The following is a 17728-nucleotide window of genomic DNA, read 5'->3' on the forward strand; positions in this document are numbered from 1 at the left end:
AGGGGTTCGATCATGACCGGCGAAGACAAGCTTCGCGACTACCTGAAGCGGGCGACGGTCGAGCTCGCGGGCGCGCGCCGCCGGCTGGCCGAGTACGAGGCCCGCGAGAGCGAGCCCATCGCCGTGATCGGCATGTCCTGCCGGTTCCCGGGCGCCCCCGACGTCGAGGCGTACTGGAAGCTGCTGCGCGAAGGCCGGGCCGCCGAGGTCGGGCCCGTCCCCGACGGCCGGTTCGACCACGTGCCCGGCAGCACCGGCCGCCGCGGTGCCTTCCTGTCCGAAGTGGACGGCTGGGACGCCGGCTTCTTCGGCTACGCCCCGCAGGAAGCGCTGCGGCTGGACCCGCAGCAGCGGCTGCTGATGGAGCTGGCGTGGGAGGCGATGGACGACGCCGGCACTCCGGCGCCGCGCTTGCGGGGCAGCCGCACCGGCGTGCTGCTCGGGTTTTCCGACAGTTTCCAGTACGGCCAGGTGGAAGCCGAGCGCGAAGGCACCGGCGTCTACGCGGACCCGTACATGGGCCAGGGCAGCCTCGCCAGCGTCGTCGCCGGACGGCTGGCCTACCACTTCGACCTGCGCGGGCCGGCGTTCTCGCTGGACACGGCGTGCTCGTCGACGCTGGTCGCGGTGCACCTCGCGGCCCGCGCGCTGCGGGCGGGCGAATGCGACTACGCGCTGGCCGGCGGCGGGTTCCTGGCGTTGCACCCGTTCCTGTACGTGTACAGCAGCCGCAACGCGCTGCTGTCGCCGACCGACCGCTGCCACACGTTCGACACGAGTGCCGACGGCTACATGATGGGCGAGGGCGGCGGGATGGTGGTGCTGGCCCGGCTGTCCGACGCCCTGCGCGACGGCCACCGCGTCCGCGCGGTGATCCGCGGTTCGGCGGTGAACCAGGACGGCCGCAGCAACGGCCTGACGGCCCCCAACCGCGGCGCGCAGGTCGACGTGATCCGCCGGGCGCTCGCCGACGCTTCGGCCGAACCGGGTGACGTCGACTTCCTGGAGGCGCACGGTTCGGGAACGCCGCTGGGTGACGAGATCGAGCTGGGTGCGCTCGGCGACGTGTTCGGCGCGCGTCCCGGTTCCCGTCCGCTGACGGTCGGAGCGGTGAAGACGAACATCGGCCACACCCACACGGCGGCGGGGATCGCGGGGCTGATCAAGACGGTCCTGGTGCTGGAGAACGGTGAGATGCCGCCGAACCTGCACATGGACGACCCGGCCGAGCAGGTGCTGGCGAGCGCGGCGGTCCGGCCCGCGACGGGGTTGACGCCCCTGCCGGACCACGGCCGCCCGGCGGTGGCGGGGGTCAGTTCGTTCGGCTGGTCGGGCACGAACGCCCACCTGGTCCTGGAGGCCGCACCCCTCGCCGCCCTGCCGCACCCGGTCGTGAGTGAAAAAGCGGGTTCTAACCCTCCTTCCCACTCACGACCAGGGGTGGTGCCGCCGGTCGCCGAGCTGATCCCGGTCTCGGCCGCCTCGGCAGCCGCGCTCCGCGCCCACCTCACCCGCCTCGCCCACCTCACCGCCGAAGCCTCCCAGGCACCCCCCGTGCCTCAAGAGGCATCACCCGTGGCTGGGGAGGCATCACACGTGACTGGAGGGGCATCAAGCGTGATTGGAGAGGCATCAAGCGAGATTGCTCGAGCCGCTGGTGATGCCCCGCCAAACACGAGTGATGCCCTTCCGATCACGCATGATGTCTCTCCGATCACGCGAGATGCCCCGGCGATCACGCGTGGGGCCCCGGACCTGACTTTGGCCGATCTCGGGCACACCCTTCGGGAAGGGCGGGCGCACCTTGATTACCGGCGGGCCGTCGTGGCTACCGGTCTCGACGATGCTGCCCGGCAGCTGGCCGCGGCCGCGCAGGCTCCCGGCGTTCACCGCAAGCCGAGCGCTCCGAAGGTCGCCTTCCTGCTGCCCGGCGTCGGGGACCTCTACCGCGGCCTGGCCACGCAGCTCTACCGCGACGAGCCCGTCTTCGCCCACGCCGTCGACGAGTGCTGCGCCATCGCCGCCGAGCGGTGCGGGGTCGACCTCGAAGCCGCCTTCTTCGCGGAACCCCGAGCCATCGAGGCGTCCTTCTTCGGCGCCGCCCAGGAAGACGACCTCCTCGACCGCGCCGAGGTCGCGCACCCGCTCCTCTTCACCGTCGAGTACGCGCTCGTCCGGCTCCTCGCCGACCGGGGCGTCCGGCCGGACCTGCTCGTCGGCTACAGCCTCGGCGAGTACGTCGCCGCCTGCCTCGCCGGGGTCTTCACCCTCGCCGACGCCCTGCACGTCGTCACCGGGCGGGCCCGGCTGATCGGGCGGGCGCCGGCCGGGCGGATGCTCGCCGTCGCCGCTTCCGCGGACCAGGTCGCCGCGGCCGTCCGGGGCACGGAGGTCGACGTCGCCGCGCTCAACGGCCCGCAGATGACCGTCCTCAGTGGATCCCCCGAAGCCGTCGAAACCGCGGCCGGGCAACTCAAGACGGCCGGGCTCGCGGCGCGGACCCTGCGCTCGGCCCACCCGTTCCACTCCACGCTGCTGGAACCCGCCCGCGCGAAACTCGCCGAGCTGGTCGCCTCGGTGCCCCGGCAGGCACCCCGGATCCCCATCGTGTCGAACGCGACCGGGACCGTCCTCACCGACGCCGAAGCCATCGACCCGCAGTACTGGGCCGACCACCTGTGCCACCCCGTCCGGTTCGCCGACGGCGTCCGGCACTGCGCGGGCGAGAACGTCGACGCCTACGTCGAGCTCGGCCCCGGCCAGACCCTCGGCGGCCTGGTCCGCCAGAACCTCACCGACGCCCGGCCCGCCGTGCTCGGCACCCTGCCCGCGCCCTGGCCCGCCGAGAACCGCCCGGCCGAGGGCACCGCACTGCTGGACACCCTCGCCCGCCTGTGGGAACTCGGCACGGACATCGACTTCACAGCGCTGCGAACCGGCGGCCGGACCGTGTCCCTGCCCGGTTACCCCTTCCAGCGCACGAAGTTCTGGCCGCAGGCGACCCGCACGCCGGCCGAACCCGCGGCGGAAGCCGGCCGGCTCTACGCCCCGGTCTGGCGCCTCGACCCCACCCGGCCCACGGCCCCGCCCCACGGCTCGCTGATCACCACGAACGACGAACTCGCCGCGCTGGCCACGCAGGCGGGGATGACCGTCGGGACCGACCCCGCGATCCTCCCCCAGCCCGTGCACGTCGTCCACGACCGCGGCTTCGACGACCTCCTGCGGACCGTCCAGGCCCTCGACGGCCACGACGTCCGCCTGCTCACCGTCACCACCGGCGCGGCCGAGATCACCGGCGGCGACCTCACCGACCCGGACGCCGCCCTGGTGCACGGCCTCGGCCGCGGTGTCCGGGCCGAGTACCCGGGCCTGCGGTGGCGCGGTGTCGACGTCGAACCCGGCACCCCGGCCGGGCACCTCCTGGCCGAGCTGGCCCGGCCGTGGACCGACGACGCCGCCGCCGAACCGGTGCTCGCCGGCTGGCGCGGCGGCCGCCGCCGCGTCCAGGAGTACACCGAGCTCACCCTCGACGACGTCACGCCGGACTGGGGCGGCACGCACGTGATCACCGGCGGCACCCGCGGCCTCGGCATGATCGTGGCCAAGCACCTCGTCCGCCACGGCGCCCGCAAGCTCGTGCTGATCAGCCGCACCGGCGAGGCCGACCGGAACGACCTCGCGGAACTCCAGGCCGAAGTGCTGGTGCTCAAGGCCGACGCGGGTGTCCCGGAGCAACTGGCCGAAGCCCTGACCGAAGCCAAGGCCCGGTTCGGCGAGCTCGACTCCATCGTGCACGCCGCGGGCCTGCCCGGTGGCGGTCTCGCCCAGCGCCGCAGCGCCGAGGACATGCACCGCACGCTCGCCCCGAAGGTGAATGCGGTCGGCCCGCTCCTCGACGCCCGGCCCCGGCGGCTGGTCCTGTTCTCCTCGATCGTCACCGTCGTCGGCGGCATCGGCGAAGCCGACTACTGCGCGGCCAACAGCGTCCTCGACGCCCACGGCGCCGCACTGTCCACGGCGGACACCCAGGTGGTGACCGTCGCCTGGGGCCACTGGCAGCACGACGCCTGGGCCGACGCGGCCACCGGCGAAGCCCGCCTCGCCTACCGCCGCCGCTACGGCTTCACCGCCGAAGCCGGGTGCGCGCTCCTCGACAAGCTGGCCGGGCACGGCTTCCGCGGCACGGTCGTGGCCCTGCGCCAGGACCTGCCCGCGGCCCGCCGCGAGCTGGCCGCGCTCAACGACCTCGGCGGCCTGCTCGAAGCCGCACCGGCCCCGAAAGCACGCTATCCACGGCCGCCGCTGCGCACCGAGTACGCCGCCCCGCGCGGCGAGCTCGAGACCGACATCGCCGGTGTCTGGGGCGAGTTCCTCGGCATCGACGCCGTCGGCGTGCACGACCCGTTCTTCGACCTCGGCGGCAACTCGCTGGTCGGCATGGCCATGGTGGCGGCGCTGGAGAAGCGCCTCGCCCGCCGGATCGCGCCGGCTGTGCTTTTCGGCCACCCCACCGTGGCCGCGTTCGCCGCCGCACTGACCGACACCGACGCCCCCGCCCCGCGGGCGGCCACCACCGGATCCGCGCGGGGCCAGCGCCGCCGCCTGGCCGGCACCCGGAAATGAGGGACACCGTGACCGACCCCAGCAGCAGCGACATCTCCCCCACGGACATCGCCGTGGTCGGCATGGCCGGCCGCTTCCCGGGCGCCGACGACGTCGGCGCGCTCTGGGAGACCGTCCGCGCCGGCCGCTCCGGCATCACCCGCTTCACCGACGACGAGCTCCTGGCCGCGGGCGTCCCCGCCGACCGGCTCGGCGACCCCGCCTACGTCAAGGCCGGCGCCATCGTGCGCGGCGTCGAGGACTTCGACGCGGGTTTCTTCGGCATCAACCCGAAGGAAGCCCAGATCCTCGACCCGCAGCACCGGCTCTTCCTGGAACACAGCCAGCACGCGCTGGAGGACGCGGCCTGCGACCCGGCGCGGTTCGACGGCGCGATCGGCGTGTTCGCCGGCTGCGCGTGGAGCACCTACCTGACCCACAACCTCACCCCGGCGAACGCGGCCGGGGAGATGGGCGAGATCGCCATCGCCCTCGGCAACGACAAGGACACGCTGGCCACCCGGGTTTCGCACACCCTCGGCCTGTCCGGTCCCGCCTTCAGCATCCAGAGCGCCTGCTCGACGTCGCTGGTCGCGGTGTGCGTCGCGGCGAGCAGCCTGGCGAACTTCGAGTGCGACGTCGCCCTGGCCGGCGGCGTGTCGATCGGGGTGCCGCACCGCGTCGGCTACCTCTACCAGCAGGGTGGCATCGCGCCGCCGGACGGCGAGTGCCGCGCGTTCGACGCGGCCGGCCTGGGCGCCCCGCTCGGCGGCGGCGTCGGCGTGGTCGCGCTGCGCCGGCTGGAGGACGCGCTCGCCGACGGCGACCGGGTGTACGCGGTGCTGCGCGGCTGGGCGGTCAACAACGACGCCGGCCGGAAGGTCGGCTTCACCGCACCCGGCGTCGAAGGCCAGGCCACGGTGATCGCCGAAGCGCTCGCCGCCGCCGGGCTGGAGCCCGCGGACATCGGGTACGTCGAGGCGCACGGCACCGGCACCGCCCTGGGCGACGCGGCCGAGCTCGCCGCGCTGCAGCAGGTGTTCGCGGGCCGGTCGCTGCGGATCGGCTCGGTGAAGACGAACGTCGGGCACCTCGACCGCGCCGCCGGCGTGACGAACCTGATCAAGGCCGCGCTGGCGCTGCACCACGAGGAGATCCCGCCGACGCGCAACCTGGGCACGCCGAACCCGCAGCTCACCGCCGGGAACGCCGAGCTGACCGTGGTCACCGAGCGCACGCCGTGGCCGCGCACGGACACCCCGCGCCGGGCCGGGGTCAGCGCGTTCGGCATCGGCGGCACGAACGCCCACGTCGTGCTGGAAGAAGCCCCCCTCCCCGTGGCCACCGAAGCGACCGGGCCGGAGCTGCTCGTGTGGTCGGCCCGCTCGGCCGCCGCGGCCGACGCGGCCACCGCGAACCTCGCCGCCCACCTCTCGGGCTCGGGCGACGCGCTCGCCGACGTCGCCCACACGCTCCAAAGTGGACGGACGACGTTCGGGCACCGGCGGATGCTGGTCGCCGGCTCGGCCGCCGAGGCCGCGGAATCGCTGCGCGAGGGAGTCGTGTCGGCGTCGAGCGACGCGGGCACCGGCCGCCGCGTCGGGTTCCTCATCGCGGGCACCGGCGAGCAGTACCCGGGCCTGGCCGCGGAGCTGTACGAGACGGCGCCGGTGTTCCGGGCCGAGCTGGACCGCTGCCGCGCGTTGCTGGGGACGTCCGTTCTGGACGAGATGCTCGGCTCGCGCGAAGGCTCCGGCGGGCTGGCCGCGTTGCTGGGCCGCACGGACGGCGGTTCGCGTGCGGGCGACCGCACGGAGGTGCTGCACCCGGCGCTGTTCGCCGTCGAGTACGCGCTGGCGCAGCTCGTGCGCTCGTGGGGTGTCGAGCCGTCGGTCCTGGTCGGGTACAGCCTCGGCGAGTACGTGGCCGCGTGCCTGGCCGGGGTCCTTTCGCTTTCCGACGCGCTCGCGCTGGTGAGCCACCGAGCCGGACTGATCGCCGCGCTGCCCGGCGGCGCCATGGCCGCCGTGCCGCTGCCGGCCGACGACGTGCGGGCCCGGATCGACGGCCTGGACCTCGACATCGCCGCGGTGAACGGGCCGCAGCTGACGGTCGTGTCCGGGACTCCGGCGGCGATCGAGGCGCTGCGCGGCTCACTGGGTGCCGTGCCGTGCCGGCCGCTGGCGACGACGCACGCGTTCCACTCGCGGCAGCTCGCGTCGCTGCGCGAGGAGCTGACCGCGTGGGTCGCCGCGAACGTCACGCTGTCCGCGCCCACGATCCCGTACGTCTCCAACGTGACCGGTGAGCTGGTCACCGCCGCACCGGAGCCCGGGTACTGGGCCGAGCACATGTGCGCGCCCGTCCGCTTCGACGACGCGCTGGCCACCCTGCTGGCCGACGAGGACACGGTGCTGCTGGAGCTCGGCCCGGGCCGGTCGCTGGGCGCGATGGTGCGCGGGCACCGGGCGTGCGCGCCTGCGCGCTGGGCCTCGGTGGTCCCGACGCTGCCGGGCGCCGACGACCCGGCCACGGCGACGGCCGCGCTGGCCGAGGCGGCCGGGCGGCTGTGGCTGGCCGGGGTGGACCTCGACTGGACGGGGGTCCGCGGCGGCCGCGGAGCCCGGCGGGTGGGCCTGCCGGGCTACCCGTTCCAGCGTTCGCGGTACTGGATCGAGGCGCCGGGAACGGTGACGCCCTCGGTTCCGCAGCTCACTGCGGAGCCCGACGAGCACGTGCAGCTGCTGACCCCGACGTGGCGGCCCGAGCCGGCGGCCGCGGGCGGGACAACGGGTCGCGTGGCGATCCTGCCGGACTCCGGTGGGGTCGCCGAGGCGCTGACCGCGCTGCTCGGTGCCGTGGTGGACGCGGCCGAGGCGGACACGGTGGTCGACCTGTCGGTCCTCGACCTGGACGACGACGTGGCCGCGGTGCACGCGGTGTCCCGCACCCTGGCCGCGGCGGCGGGTGACGGGTCACGCGCGGTCCGGGTGGTCGTCGCCACCCGCGCAGGCCAGGCGGCCGTATCCGCCCCGGCCCACCCCGCAGAACCGGCCACCCACGCAGGCGCGCCCCGCTCGGTGCGCCCCGCCCAGGCTGCCGTGGCCGTGTTGCCGGTGGTCGCGAACCAGGAGCACCTCAACCTCGACGCGGGAGCCGTCGACCTCGACCCCGCTCACACCCCCGTCGAAGCCGCCGCCGTCCTGGCCGCCGAACTGCGCGCGCCCGGCACCCCGCTCGTCGCCTACCGCGGAGACCAGCGGCTCGTCCCGGGCTACCGGCCCGCGGAACCCGGCGACGCGCCCGCCGTCCGCGAAGGCGGCAGCTACCTCATCACCGGCGGCCTCGGCGGCGTCGGGCTCACCGTGGCCGAGCACCTGGTCACCCGAGGCGCGCGACGGCTGGTCCTGGCCGGCCGCAGCGGTGGCAGCGACGCGGCCGTGGCCCGGCTGCGCGCGCTGGGCGCCGACGTGCACGCCCCTCGCGTGGACGTCGGCGACCCGGCCGCGGTGCGGGCGCTGCTCAGCGAAGGGTTCGACGGCATCGTGCACGCCGCCGCCGACTCCGACCCGGCCGGGTTCCGCCCGCTGTCCGAAGTGGACGAGTCCGGCATCGCCCGGCACTTCGCCGCCAAGGTCGGCGGCGCCCGGAACCTCGCCGCGGCCATCGAAACCCTCCCCGAAGCCGACCGGCCGGAGTGGACACTTCTGTTCTCCTCCACCTCGGCGCTGCTCGGCGGCGTCACCTTCGGCAGCTACGCCGCCGCCAACGCCGCCCTGCTCGCCGAGGCCCACGGCCGTCCCGGCTGGATCGCCGCCGCCTGGGACACCTGGCCCGGCACCCTCGACCGGCTCGACGCCCGGCTCGGCGCGTCCATGGCCCGGCACTCGATGACCCGGGCCCAGGCACTGTCCGCGTTCGACCGCCTCACCGGCCCGGCCGTGGTGGTCGCCGCCGGCGGGCTCGACGACCGGCTCCCCGGCGCCACGCAACCCGCGAAGACGACCACCGCGGACCGCTTCCCGCGGCCCGACCTGCCCCAGCCCTACACCCCGCCGATGACCGCCACCGAGCGCGGTCTCGCCGAGGTCTGGTCGTCGGTGCTGGGCGTCGAACCGGTCGGCACCCGGGACAACTTCTTCGACCTCAACGGCAATTCGCTGCTCGCGCTGCAGATGCTCGCCCTGGTCAAGGAACGCTTCGGCGTCGCCATCCCCACCGTCACCCTGTTCGAGCTACCGACCGTCCAGGCCCTCGCCGCCACCCTCGACGACCAGGCACCGGCACCCGCGAAAGCCGCGGCGGTCCAGGAAGCAGATCTCGAGGACGACGAGCTCGACCGGCACATCGCCATCGTCGGCATGGCCGGGCGGTTCCCCGGCGCGGGCACGGTCGACGAGTTCTGGCGCAACCTCTGCGACGGCGTCGAGTCGATCACCTTCTTCAGCCCCGACGAGCTGATCGCCGCCGGGGTCGACCCGGCGCAGGTCCGCGACCCGGCCTACGTGCCGGCGCGGCCGGTGCTCGACGACGTCACCGGCTTCGACGCCGCGTTCTTCGGCCTCAGCCCGCGCATGGCGGCGCTGACCGACCCGCAGCAACGGCTGTTCCTCGAGGTCTGCTGGGAAGCCCTGGAGGGGGCCGGGTACGCGCGGCCCGGCGACGAGCGCGGCCGGGTCGGCGTCTTCGGCGGCTGCAACCTCTCGACGTACCTGCTCGGCATCGCCGGCCAATTCACCTCCGACGCCGACGCCAGCATCTACGAGCTGGTGATGGGCAACGACAAGGACGCGCTGACGACCACCGTGTCCTACCTGTTCGACCTTCGCGGCCCGAGCATGGCGGTGCAGACGTTCTGCTCGACGTCGCTGGTCGCGGTGCACACCGCGATGCGCAGCCTGCGGGCCGGCGACTGCGAGATGGCCCTCGCGGGCGGGGTCTCGGTCCGCGTGCCGGACCGGATCGGGCACCTGCACTCCCCCGGCGGCCAGGAGTCCCCGGACGGGCACGTGCGTACCTTCGACGCCCAGGCTCACGGCAGCATGTTCGGCGACGGCGCCACCGTCGTCGTCCTCAAGAAGCTCGGCGCGGCCCTGCGCGACGGCGACCACATCTGGTCGGTGATCCGCGGCTCGGCGATGAACAACGACGGCGCCCTCAAGGTCGGCTACACCGCCCCCAGCGTGGGCGGGCAGTCGCGGGTGATCGCCGACGCCATGGCCGACGCGCGGGTCGCCGCCGAGGACGTCGGGTACGTCGAGGCCCACGGCACCGCGACCGAGCTGGGCGACCCGATCGAGGTCGCCGCGCTGACCCGGGCGTTCGGGGACACCGCCGAGAAGCAGTACTGCGCGCTGGGCTCGGTGAAGCCGAACGTCGGGCACCTCGACCGCGCCGCGGGCACGGCCGGGCTGATCAAGGCGTCGCTGGTCGTCCGCGAGGGCCTGATCCCGCCGACGCTGCACTACACCGCGCCGAACCCGGAGATCGACTTCGCGCACAGCCCGTTCCGGGTGGCCGCCGAGCTCGCGCCGTGGAACACCGACGGCGGCCGTCCCCGGATCGCCGGGCTCAACTCGCTGGGCATGGGAGGCACCAACGTGCACGTCGTCGTCGAACAGCCGCCGGACCGGCCCGCCGCGACACCGGGTGACCCGGACACCGAGCGCCGCTACCAGGTGCTGCCGGTGTCGGCCCGCACCGCGGACGCGGCCGACGCCGCGGCCCGGCGGCTCGGCGAGCACCTCGCCGGGAACCCGGACGCGCGGCTGGCCGACGTCGCGTTCACGCTGCAGGAGGGCCGCAAGACCTTCGAACACCGGCGGGCCGCCGTCGCGTCCGATGTGGACAGTGCGGTCACCGCGCTGGACGCGCCCGCGACCCGGGTGGAACCGGTGCAGGACCGGCCGGTGGCGTTCCTCTTCGCCGGCGTCGGCGAGCAGTACCCCGGTCTCGTGGGCGAGCTGTACCGGCGCGAGCCGGTGTTCCGCGCCCACCTCGACGAGTGCCTGGCCCACCTCGACGCCGACGGCGACCTCGTAACGGGCGCCCGCGGCGGCGGGCCGAGCCTCGCCGCGCTGCTCGGCCGCACCGGTGACGAAGACCCGCGCGCCGAACGGCTCCAGCGGACGGAACTGGCGCAGCCGCTCATGTTCGCCGTCGACTACGCCCTGGCCCGGACGCTGATGGACTGGGGACTGCGGCCCGCCGCGATGCTCGGCTACAGCCTCGGCGAGTACGTCGCCGCCTGCCTGGCCGGGGTGCTTTCCCTCCCCGACGCCCTGGCGCTGGTCGCCAAGCGCGCGGAGCTGATCGCCGCCCTGCCGGGCGGGTCGATGGCCGCGGTGCCGCTGTCCGGCACCGAGCTGGCGGCACGCTTCGACCTCGCGGGCATCGACATCGCCGCGGTGAACGGCCCCGAGCTGGTCGTGGTGGCCGGGGAGACGACCGCTATCGACCGGCTCGCGCAGGACCTGCGGGCCGCGGATCTCCCGTGCCGTCCGCTGCGCACCAGCCACGCGTTCCACTCGCGGATGCTGACACCGGCCGCGGCCGGACTGACCGCGTGGATCGCCGCGAACGTCACGCTCAGCGCCCCCGAGCTGCCCTACCTGTCCAACGTCACCGGCGGTCCCGCGACCGCCGAACTGGTCACCGACCCCGGCTACTGGGCGCGGCACATGTGCGAGACCGTCCGGTTCGCCGACGCGGCCACCGAGCTCCTGGCCGACGAGCACCTGGCGGTCGTCGAGATCGGGCCCGGCCCGTCGCTCGGCGCGCTGCTGCGCGGGCTGAGCCCGGCGAGCCGCTGGCCGATGATCACCGCCACGCTCCCCGCCGCGGACGACCCGCGGCCCGCCGACGCAGTCCTCACCGACGGCCTGGCCCGGCTGTGGCTGCTCGGCGCGGACCTCGACTGGTCGGCCTACCACGGCCGCGGCGCGGCGACGCCGGTCTACCGCGGCACCGCCCCGGGCCGCGTGCCGCTGCCGACCTATCCCTTCCAGCGCCAGCGCTACTGGATCGAGGCGACGCCGGCCACCGGGACGACCCGAGTCGAAACCCCCGCGGAGGGGCCCCTGGAGGAGTTCGACCGGATCCCCCTGCTGCCGGAGGAGCAGTGGATCAACCTGCCCACCTGGCGCCAGACCTCGGCCGCGCACGCCACACCGCAGCCCGCGTCCTGGCTCGTGTTCGCCCGGCCCGGCCTGGCCGAGGACGTCCTCGACGGGATCCGCCGCACCGGCGACCCGGTGACCGTGGTCCGGCCGGGCGCGGGGTACCGGCCGGGCCCGGACGCCACCGTCCGCCCCGGCGACGTCGACGACCTGCTGAACCTGCTGCGCGACCTCAAGCGCGGCGGGACCCGGCTCGACCGCGTGGTGCACCTGTGGAACCTCGACGACGACTCGCTGTCCTTGGGCCTCCACACGCTCGTCGCGCTGGCCCGCGCCGCCGGCGAGCTGGGCCTCGGCGGCTGGACCCTGGATCTGGCCGCCACCGGCACCCAGCGCGTCCTGCACGACGGCGAGCTCCGGCCCGACGCGGCCACGCTCACCGGCCCCAACCTGGTCATCCCGATGGAGTACCCGGGCGTGCAGACGCGGCTGATCGACGTCGACGCGGCCGCCGGGGCCGCCGCCGTGGTGGCCGAGCTGCACCGCCCCTCCCCCGGCCGCACCGTCGCGCTGCGCGGCTCGCGGCGCTGGCTGCCCGGCTACGAAGTCCTGGCGCCGCAGCCGATCGAGCAGGCGGCGAGCGTCCTGCGCGAGGACGGCGTCTACCTGATCACCGGCGGCCTCGGCGGGATCGGGCTGGCGATGGCCGAGCGGCTGGCCCGCGACAGCCACGCGAAACTCGTCCTGTTCGGCCGCCGCGGCCTGCCCCCGCGCGAGCGCTGGGCGGGGATCGCCGACGGCACCGACGAGGTACCGGGCACGATCCGCGACCGCGTCGACCGCGTCCGGGAGATCGAGGCGCTCGGCGGTGAAGTGGTGGTCGTCGAAGGCGATGTCGCCGAAGAGGCCGACGTCCGGCACGCGGTCGCCGTCGCGGTCGAGCGGTTCGGGGCGCTGCACGGCATCCTGCACACCGCCGGGGTGCCGGGCACCGGGCTGATGCAGTTCAAGCAGCCCGGCGACGCCGACCAGGTCCTCGCGCCCAAGCTGCCCGGCTCCCGGGCGCTCAGCGCGGCCACCGAGGGCCTGGACCTCGACTTCGTCGCGTTGTTCTCCTCGATCACGTCGGTCACCGGCGGCGGTCCCGGCCAGGTCGACTACTGCGCCGGCAACGCGTGGCTCGACGCCTACGCCGCCTCCCACGGCGGCCGCACGGTGTCGATCTCGTGGGGCGAGTGGACCTGGAACGCCTGGGACGAAGGGCTTTCCGGCTACGAGGAGGACATCCAGACCTACTTCCGCGAGCACCGCGCCAAGTTCGGCATCGACTTCGAGCAGGGCTGGCGCACGCTGCTGCGGGCGCTGGCCTCGGGCGAACCGCACGTCGTGGTGTCCACTCAGGACCTGGACGCGGTGACGGCCGTGGCGGCCCGGTTCAGCGTCGACGCGGTCACCTCGGCCGCGCACGGCGGCTCAACGGCCGACCGGCACCCGCGGCCGGAGCTGGTAACACCGTTCCAGGAGCCCGAGAGCGACGTCGAACGGGCCGTCGCGGAAGCGTGGTGCGAAATGCTGCGCCTGGACCGCGTCGGGGTGGCCGACAACTTCTTCGAGCTCGGCGGCACGTCCCTGCTCGGCATCTCGCTCCTGGCGACGCTGCGCACCGCGTTCCCGGACGCCGAGCTGCCGCCGCACATCATCCACGAGGCCCCGACCGTCGCCGCGCTCGCGAAGATCGTCGCCGGCGGCCCGGAGACCCCCGAACCCGCACCCGACAGCAGCGCGCAGGGACAGCTGCGCCGCTCCGGCATCAAGGCCGCGGCCGCCCGACGGCGCCGGGCCTGAAACGACAACTCCGCACAGCAGAAAGGGAACAGTCATGGCAGTCACGGGAGTGGTGGGCGCCGGCGTCATGGGCATCGGCGTCGCCCAGGACTTCGCCGCCGCCGGCCACGAGGTCGTGCTCGTCGACAAGGACGAGCGGATCCTCGAAGAGGCGCGGGCCGCGATCACGCGCAACTGCCGGCTCAGCCGGCTCATGGGCGGCCCCGCGCTCGACGCGGACGAGATCCTCGCCCGGATCACCACCGCGGTCGGCCTGGCCGCGCTGGACAAGACCGAGATCCTCGTCGAGAACGTCACCGAGGACTGGGACATCAAGGCCGCCGTGCACGCCGAGCTCGACGAGGTCTGCGGCCCGGACACGGTCATCATCGCCAACACCTCGGCCGTGCCGATCACCCGGATCGCGTCGGTCGGGAAGAACCCGGGCCGTGTCATCGGCGTGCACTTCATGAACCCGGTGCCGCAGAAGCCGGTCGTCGAGCTGATCCCCGGCTTCCACACCACGCCGGAGACCATCCTGCGCACCCGCGAGCTGCTGACCAGCATCGGCAAGCGCTGGGTCGACGTGAAGGACGCCTCGGGCTTCGTGTCCAACCGCGTGCTCATGCTGACCGTCAACGAGGCCGCCTACCTGGTGCACGAGGGCGTCGCCACCGCCGAGTCGGTCGACGAGGTGTTCCGCGGCTGCTTCGGCCACCCGATGGGCCCGCTGGAGACCGCCGACCTGATCGGCGTCGACACGATCCTCTACAGCGTCGAGGTGCTCTACGAGCACTACGCCGACTCGAAGTACCGCCCCTGCCCGCTGCTCAAGCAGATGACCGACGCCGGCCTGCACGGCCGCAAGTCCGGCCGCGGCTTCTACACCTACAGCTGATCCCCTCTACCCAGAAGGAGAACCTGCCATGTCCGAGACCACCGGCGACATCCTCGCCTTCATCACCGGCCGCTTCCCGCAGGCCGAGATCACCGCGACCGAGGACATCTTCTCGCTCGGCTACATCAACTCCTTGTTCGCCATGGAGCTGGTGATGCACCTGGAGAAGACGTTCGCCGTCACCATCCCGAACGAGGAACTGCGGATCGACAACTTCCGCACCGCGGCGGCGATGACCGAGCTGGTCGGCCGCCTGCGCCCGGCCGCGACGGTGGGCTGACCCGTGCCGGAGGTACTCACCGCGGTCCGCGCGCCCGGCCGCGAGGCCGCGCGGGCCTTCGTGGACGAGCGCATCGTCCCCTTCGCCGACGCGTGGGACAAAGCCGGGCGGATCCCCGAGGACGTCCTGGACGGGATCGCCGAGGCCGGGCTGTGGGCGCCGTTCCTGCCGCCCGAGCTCGGCGGGTTCGGCCTCGACATGGTCACCCTCGGCGAGATCCACGAGGAGGTCGGCCGCGGCTGCTCGTCGGTCCGCAGCCTGCTGACCGTGCACACCATGCTCTCCTGGGCGTTGCTGCGCTTCGGCACCGAGGCGCAGCGACACCGGTGGGGCCCGGAACTGGCGAGCGGGCGCGTCCTGGGCGCGTTCTGCCTGTCCGAGCCCGGCGCGGGCAGCGACACGGCCGCGATCACCACGACCGCGACCCCGGACGGGGACGGCTGGCGGCTCGACGGCCTCAAGAAGTGGACCACCAACGGGCAGCGCGCGGACCTGTTCCTGGTCTTCGCCAAGGGGCCGGCCAGCACGATCGCGCTGCTCGTGCCGCGCGACGCACCCGGCGTCACGGTCACCCCGATCGACGACATCCTCGGAACACGCTCGTCGATGCTGGCCGAGATCGGCTTCGACGGCGTCCGGCTGGGCCCGGACGCCTTGCTCGGGCCGAGCGGGTTCGCGTCCGGCATGGTCCTCACCGGCACGCTCGACCTCGGCCGCTACAGCGTGGCGGCCGGGTCGGTCGGCATCATCCAGGCGTGCGCCGACGCGTGCGCGGACTACACGAGCAAGCGGACCGTCGGCGGCACGCTTTTGAAGGATCTCCCGCTGATCCAGGCGAAGCTGTCGGACATGGTCACCGACGTCCGCGCGGCCCGGCTGCTGCTGGCCGAGGCCGGCCGGCTCAAGGACCGCGGCGACTCGGCCACGATCATGGCCACCTGGGTGGCGAAGTACTTCGCGTCGGTCGCGGCCGCTCGCCACGCGTCCGAGGCCGTGCAGGTGCACGGCGCCAACGGCTGCAGCGGGGACTACCCCGTCGCCCGGTTCTACCGGGACTCGAAGGTCATGGAGATCATCGAGGGCAGCACCGAGATCCAGCGGATGACCATCGCCGCCGAGGCCTACCGGAAGCAGGTACCGTGACCAGTCTCGTTTCCCCGGCACCCGCGGTCGGCAAGCCGGTGCAGGGCAAGATCAAGTGCGTGGTGTGGGACCTCGACAACACCGTCTGGGACGGGGTCCTCCTCGAGGACGGCGACGTCCGGCTGCGGCCGTGGGTGGTCGAGCACGTCAAGCGGCTCGACGCGATGGGCGTGCTGCACTCGGTCGCCAGCAAGAACGACCACGAGGCCGCGATGGCGAAGCTGCGCGAGTTCGGCCTGGACGAGTACTTCCTGTTTCCGCGCATTTCGTGGAACGCGAAGTCGGTCTCGATCGGCCAGATCGCCCAGAAGCTCAACTTGGGGCTGGACGCCTTCGCGTTCGTCGACGACCAGGAGTTCGAGCGCGCCGAGGTGGCGTTCGCGCTGCCGCAGGTGACCACAGTGGACATTCTGGAGGCCGACGAGGTGTTGCGGCGGCCGGAGTTCGCGCCCCGGTTCGTCACCGACGAGTCGGCCCAGCGGCGCGGGATGTACTTCAGCCAGCTCGCCCGCGACGACGTCGAGGCGGACTTCGCCGGCACCGGCGAGGACTTCCTGGCCAGCCTGGACCTGCGGTTCACCATCGCGCCGGCGCGGCGGGAGGACCTGCAGCGGGCGGAGGAGCTGACGGTCCGCACGAACCAGCTGAACTCGACCGGGCGGACGTATTCCTACGACGAGCTGGACGCGTTGCGCTCGTCGCCGGACCACGTGCTGCTCGTCGCGTCGCTGACCGACAAGTTTGGCTCCTACGGGAAGATCGGGCTGGCGCTGCTGGAGAAGGGTTCGCCGGACTGGCGGCTGAACATGATGCTGATGTCGTGCCGGGTGATGTCGCGCGGGGTCGGCACGGTGCTGCTGGGTCACGTGATGGGCCTGGCGCGGGCGGCGGGCGCGGGGTTGCGCGCGGACTTCGTCGAGACCGGCCGGAACCGGATGATGCAGATCACGTACGCGTTCAGCGGGTTCCGCGAGGTGGCGCGGGACGGCTCGCACGTGGTGCTGGCGGCCGACCTCGCCGAGATCCAGGAGCCGCCGGCGTACGTGACGCTCGAGGTGGAGTCGTGACGACGGCCGTCGCGAGCCGCTGGCTGCCGTTCCCCGCGACCGCGGGGAACGTGCGACTGTACTGCCTGCCGCACGCGGGCGGCTCGGCCTCGGCGTTCCGCTCGTGGATCGGCCGGCTGCCCGGGGTGACGGTGTGCCCGGTGCAGCCGCCCGGCCGGGAAACGCGGCAGAAGGACTCGCCGCACACGTCGATGTCTTCCTACGTTGCCGATCTCGCGGACTTCGTGGGGTCGGATGAGGGGCCGTACGCGGTCTACGGGCACAGCTTGGGTGCGCTGGTCGGGTTCGAGCTGGTGCGGGAGATCGCCCGGCGTGGGGCGGCTTCGCCGGTGCACCTGGTGGTGTCGGGCTGCCCGGCCCCGCAGTGGCTGACCCCGGACGACCCGATCGTGGCGGGCATGGGCGACGCGGAGATCGTGGCCCTGCTGCGCACGCTGGGCGGCACGCCGGAGGTGTTCCTGAACGACCCCCGCGTCCTGCGGCTCATCCTGCCGCCGATCCGGGCGGACCTGACGGTGAAGAACACGTACGGCTACACCCCCGGCCCCCCTTTGGAGCTCCCGGTCACGGCCCTGGCGAGCACCTCGGACGTACGCGCGAGTGTCGAGTCGGTGCTGGCCTGGCGGGAGCAGACGGTCCGCCCCTTCCGCGGCCACGTCCTCGACGGCGGTCATTTCGCGGTGCTGGAGCAGGAGGACGTCACCTTGGCCCACCTGGCCACCGCCCTCCACCCCTGGTCCTGAACAGGCATCACACGTGATCGGCAAGGCATCAAGCGTGATCGGCGGGGCAT

General features: G+C 73.8%; 7 protein-coding genes. All 7 read left to right on the forward strand.

Annotation, left to right across the window (positions count from 1 at the left end):
- Positions 1 to 12: 12 nt before the first annotated feature.
- The 7 genes from ACFPLC_RS40015 to ACFPLC_RS40045 are packed head-to-tail and all read left to right on the forward strand — an operon-like array spanning position 13 to position 17678.
- Positions 13 to 4626 (forward strand): type I polyketide synthase, encoded by a 4614-nt coding sequence (locus ACFPLC_RS40015; RefSeq protein ID WP_378189557.1) that lies wholly within the window; start codon positions 13 to 15, stop codon positions 4624 to 4626.
- Positions 4627 to 4634: 8 nt separating this feature from the next.
- A complete protein-coding gene (locus tag ACFPLC_RS40020; RefSeq protein ID WP_378189555.1) occupies positions 4635 to 13568 on the forward strand; it encodes a type I polyketide synthase in 8934 nt (2977 codons plus the stop codon).
- Between the two features lie 34 nt (positions 13569 to 13602).
- Positions 13603 to 14445, forward strand: a complete 843-nt coding sequence (locus ACFPLC_RS40025; protein WP_176176623.1) for a 3-hydroxyacyl-CoA dehydrogenase family protein — start codon at positions 13603 to 13605, stop codon at positions 14443 to 14445.
- Between the two features lie 28 nt (positions 14446 to 14473).
- The gene (locus tag ACFPLC_RS40030) at positions 14474 to 14725 is read left to right on the forward strand and encodes an acyl carrier protein (protein WP_003066161.1); all 252 of its coding nucleotides are present in this window, start codon (positions 14474 to 14476) and stop codon (positions 14723 to 14725) included.
- A 3-nt stretch (positions 14726 to 14728) separates the two neighbouring features.
- Positions 14729 to 15868 (forward strand): acyl-CoA dehydrogenase family protein, encoded by a 1140-nt coding sequence (locus ACFPLC_RS40035; protein ID WP_378189552.1) that lies wholly within the window; start codon positions 14729 to 14731, stop codon positions 15866 to 15868.
- A complete protein-coding gene (locus tag ACFPLC_RS40040; RefSeq protein ID WP_378189550.1) occupies positions 15865 to 16935 on the forward strand; it encodes an HAD-IIIC family phosphatase in 1071 nt (356 codons plus the stop codon). The genes ACFPLC_RS40035 and ACFPLC_RS40040 overlap by 4 nt, the downstream gene beginning before the upstream one ends.
- The gene (locus ACFPLC_RS40045; RefSeq protein ID WP_378189547.1) at positions 16932 to 17678 is read left to right on the forward strand and encodes a thioesterase II family protein; all 747 of its coding nucleotides are present in this window, start codon (positions 16932 to 16934) and stop codon (positions 17676 to 17678) included. The genes ACFPLC_RS40040 and ACFPLC_RS40045 overlap by 4 nt, the downstream gene beginning before the upstream one ends.
- Positions 17679 to 17728 lie beyond the last annotated feature (50 nt).

It is taken from the genome of Amycolatopsis plumensis (genome assembly GCF_042652605.1).
In the GTDB taxonomy this organism is placed as follows: Bacteria; Actinomycetota; Actinomycetes; order Mycobacteriales; family Pseudonocardiaceae; genus Amycolatopsis; species Amycolatopsis plumensis.

Coding starts and splice junctions, on each gene's coding strand:
- ACFPLC_RS40025 (WP_176176623.1), top strand. CDS start 13,603: ATGGCAGTCACGGGAGTGGTGGGCGCCGGCGTCATGGGCATCGGCGTC.
- ACFPLC_RS40015 (WP_378189557.1), top strand. CDS start 13: ATGACCGGCGAAGACAAGCTTCGCGACTACCTGAAGCGGGCGACGGTC.
- ACFPLC_RS40030 (WP_003066161.1), top strand. CDS start 14,474: ATGTCCGAGACCACCGGCGACATCCTCGCCTTCATCACCGGCCGCTTC.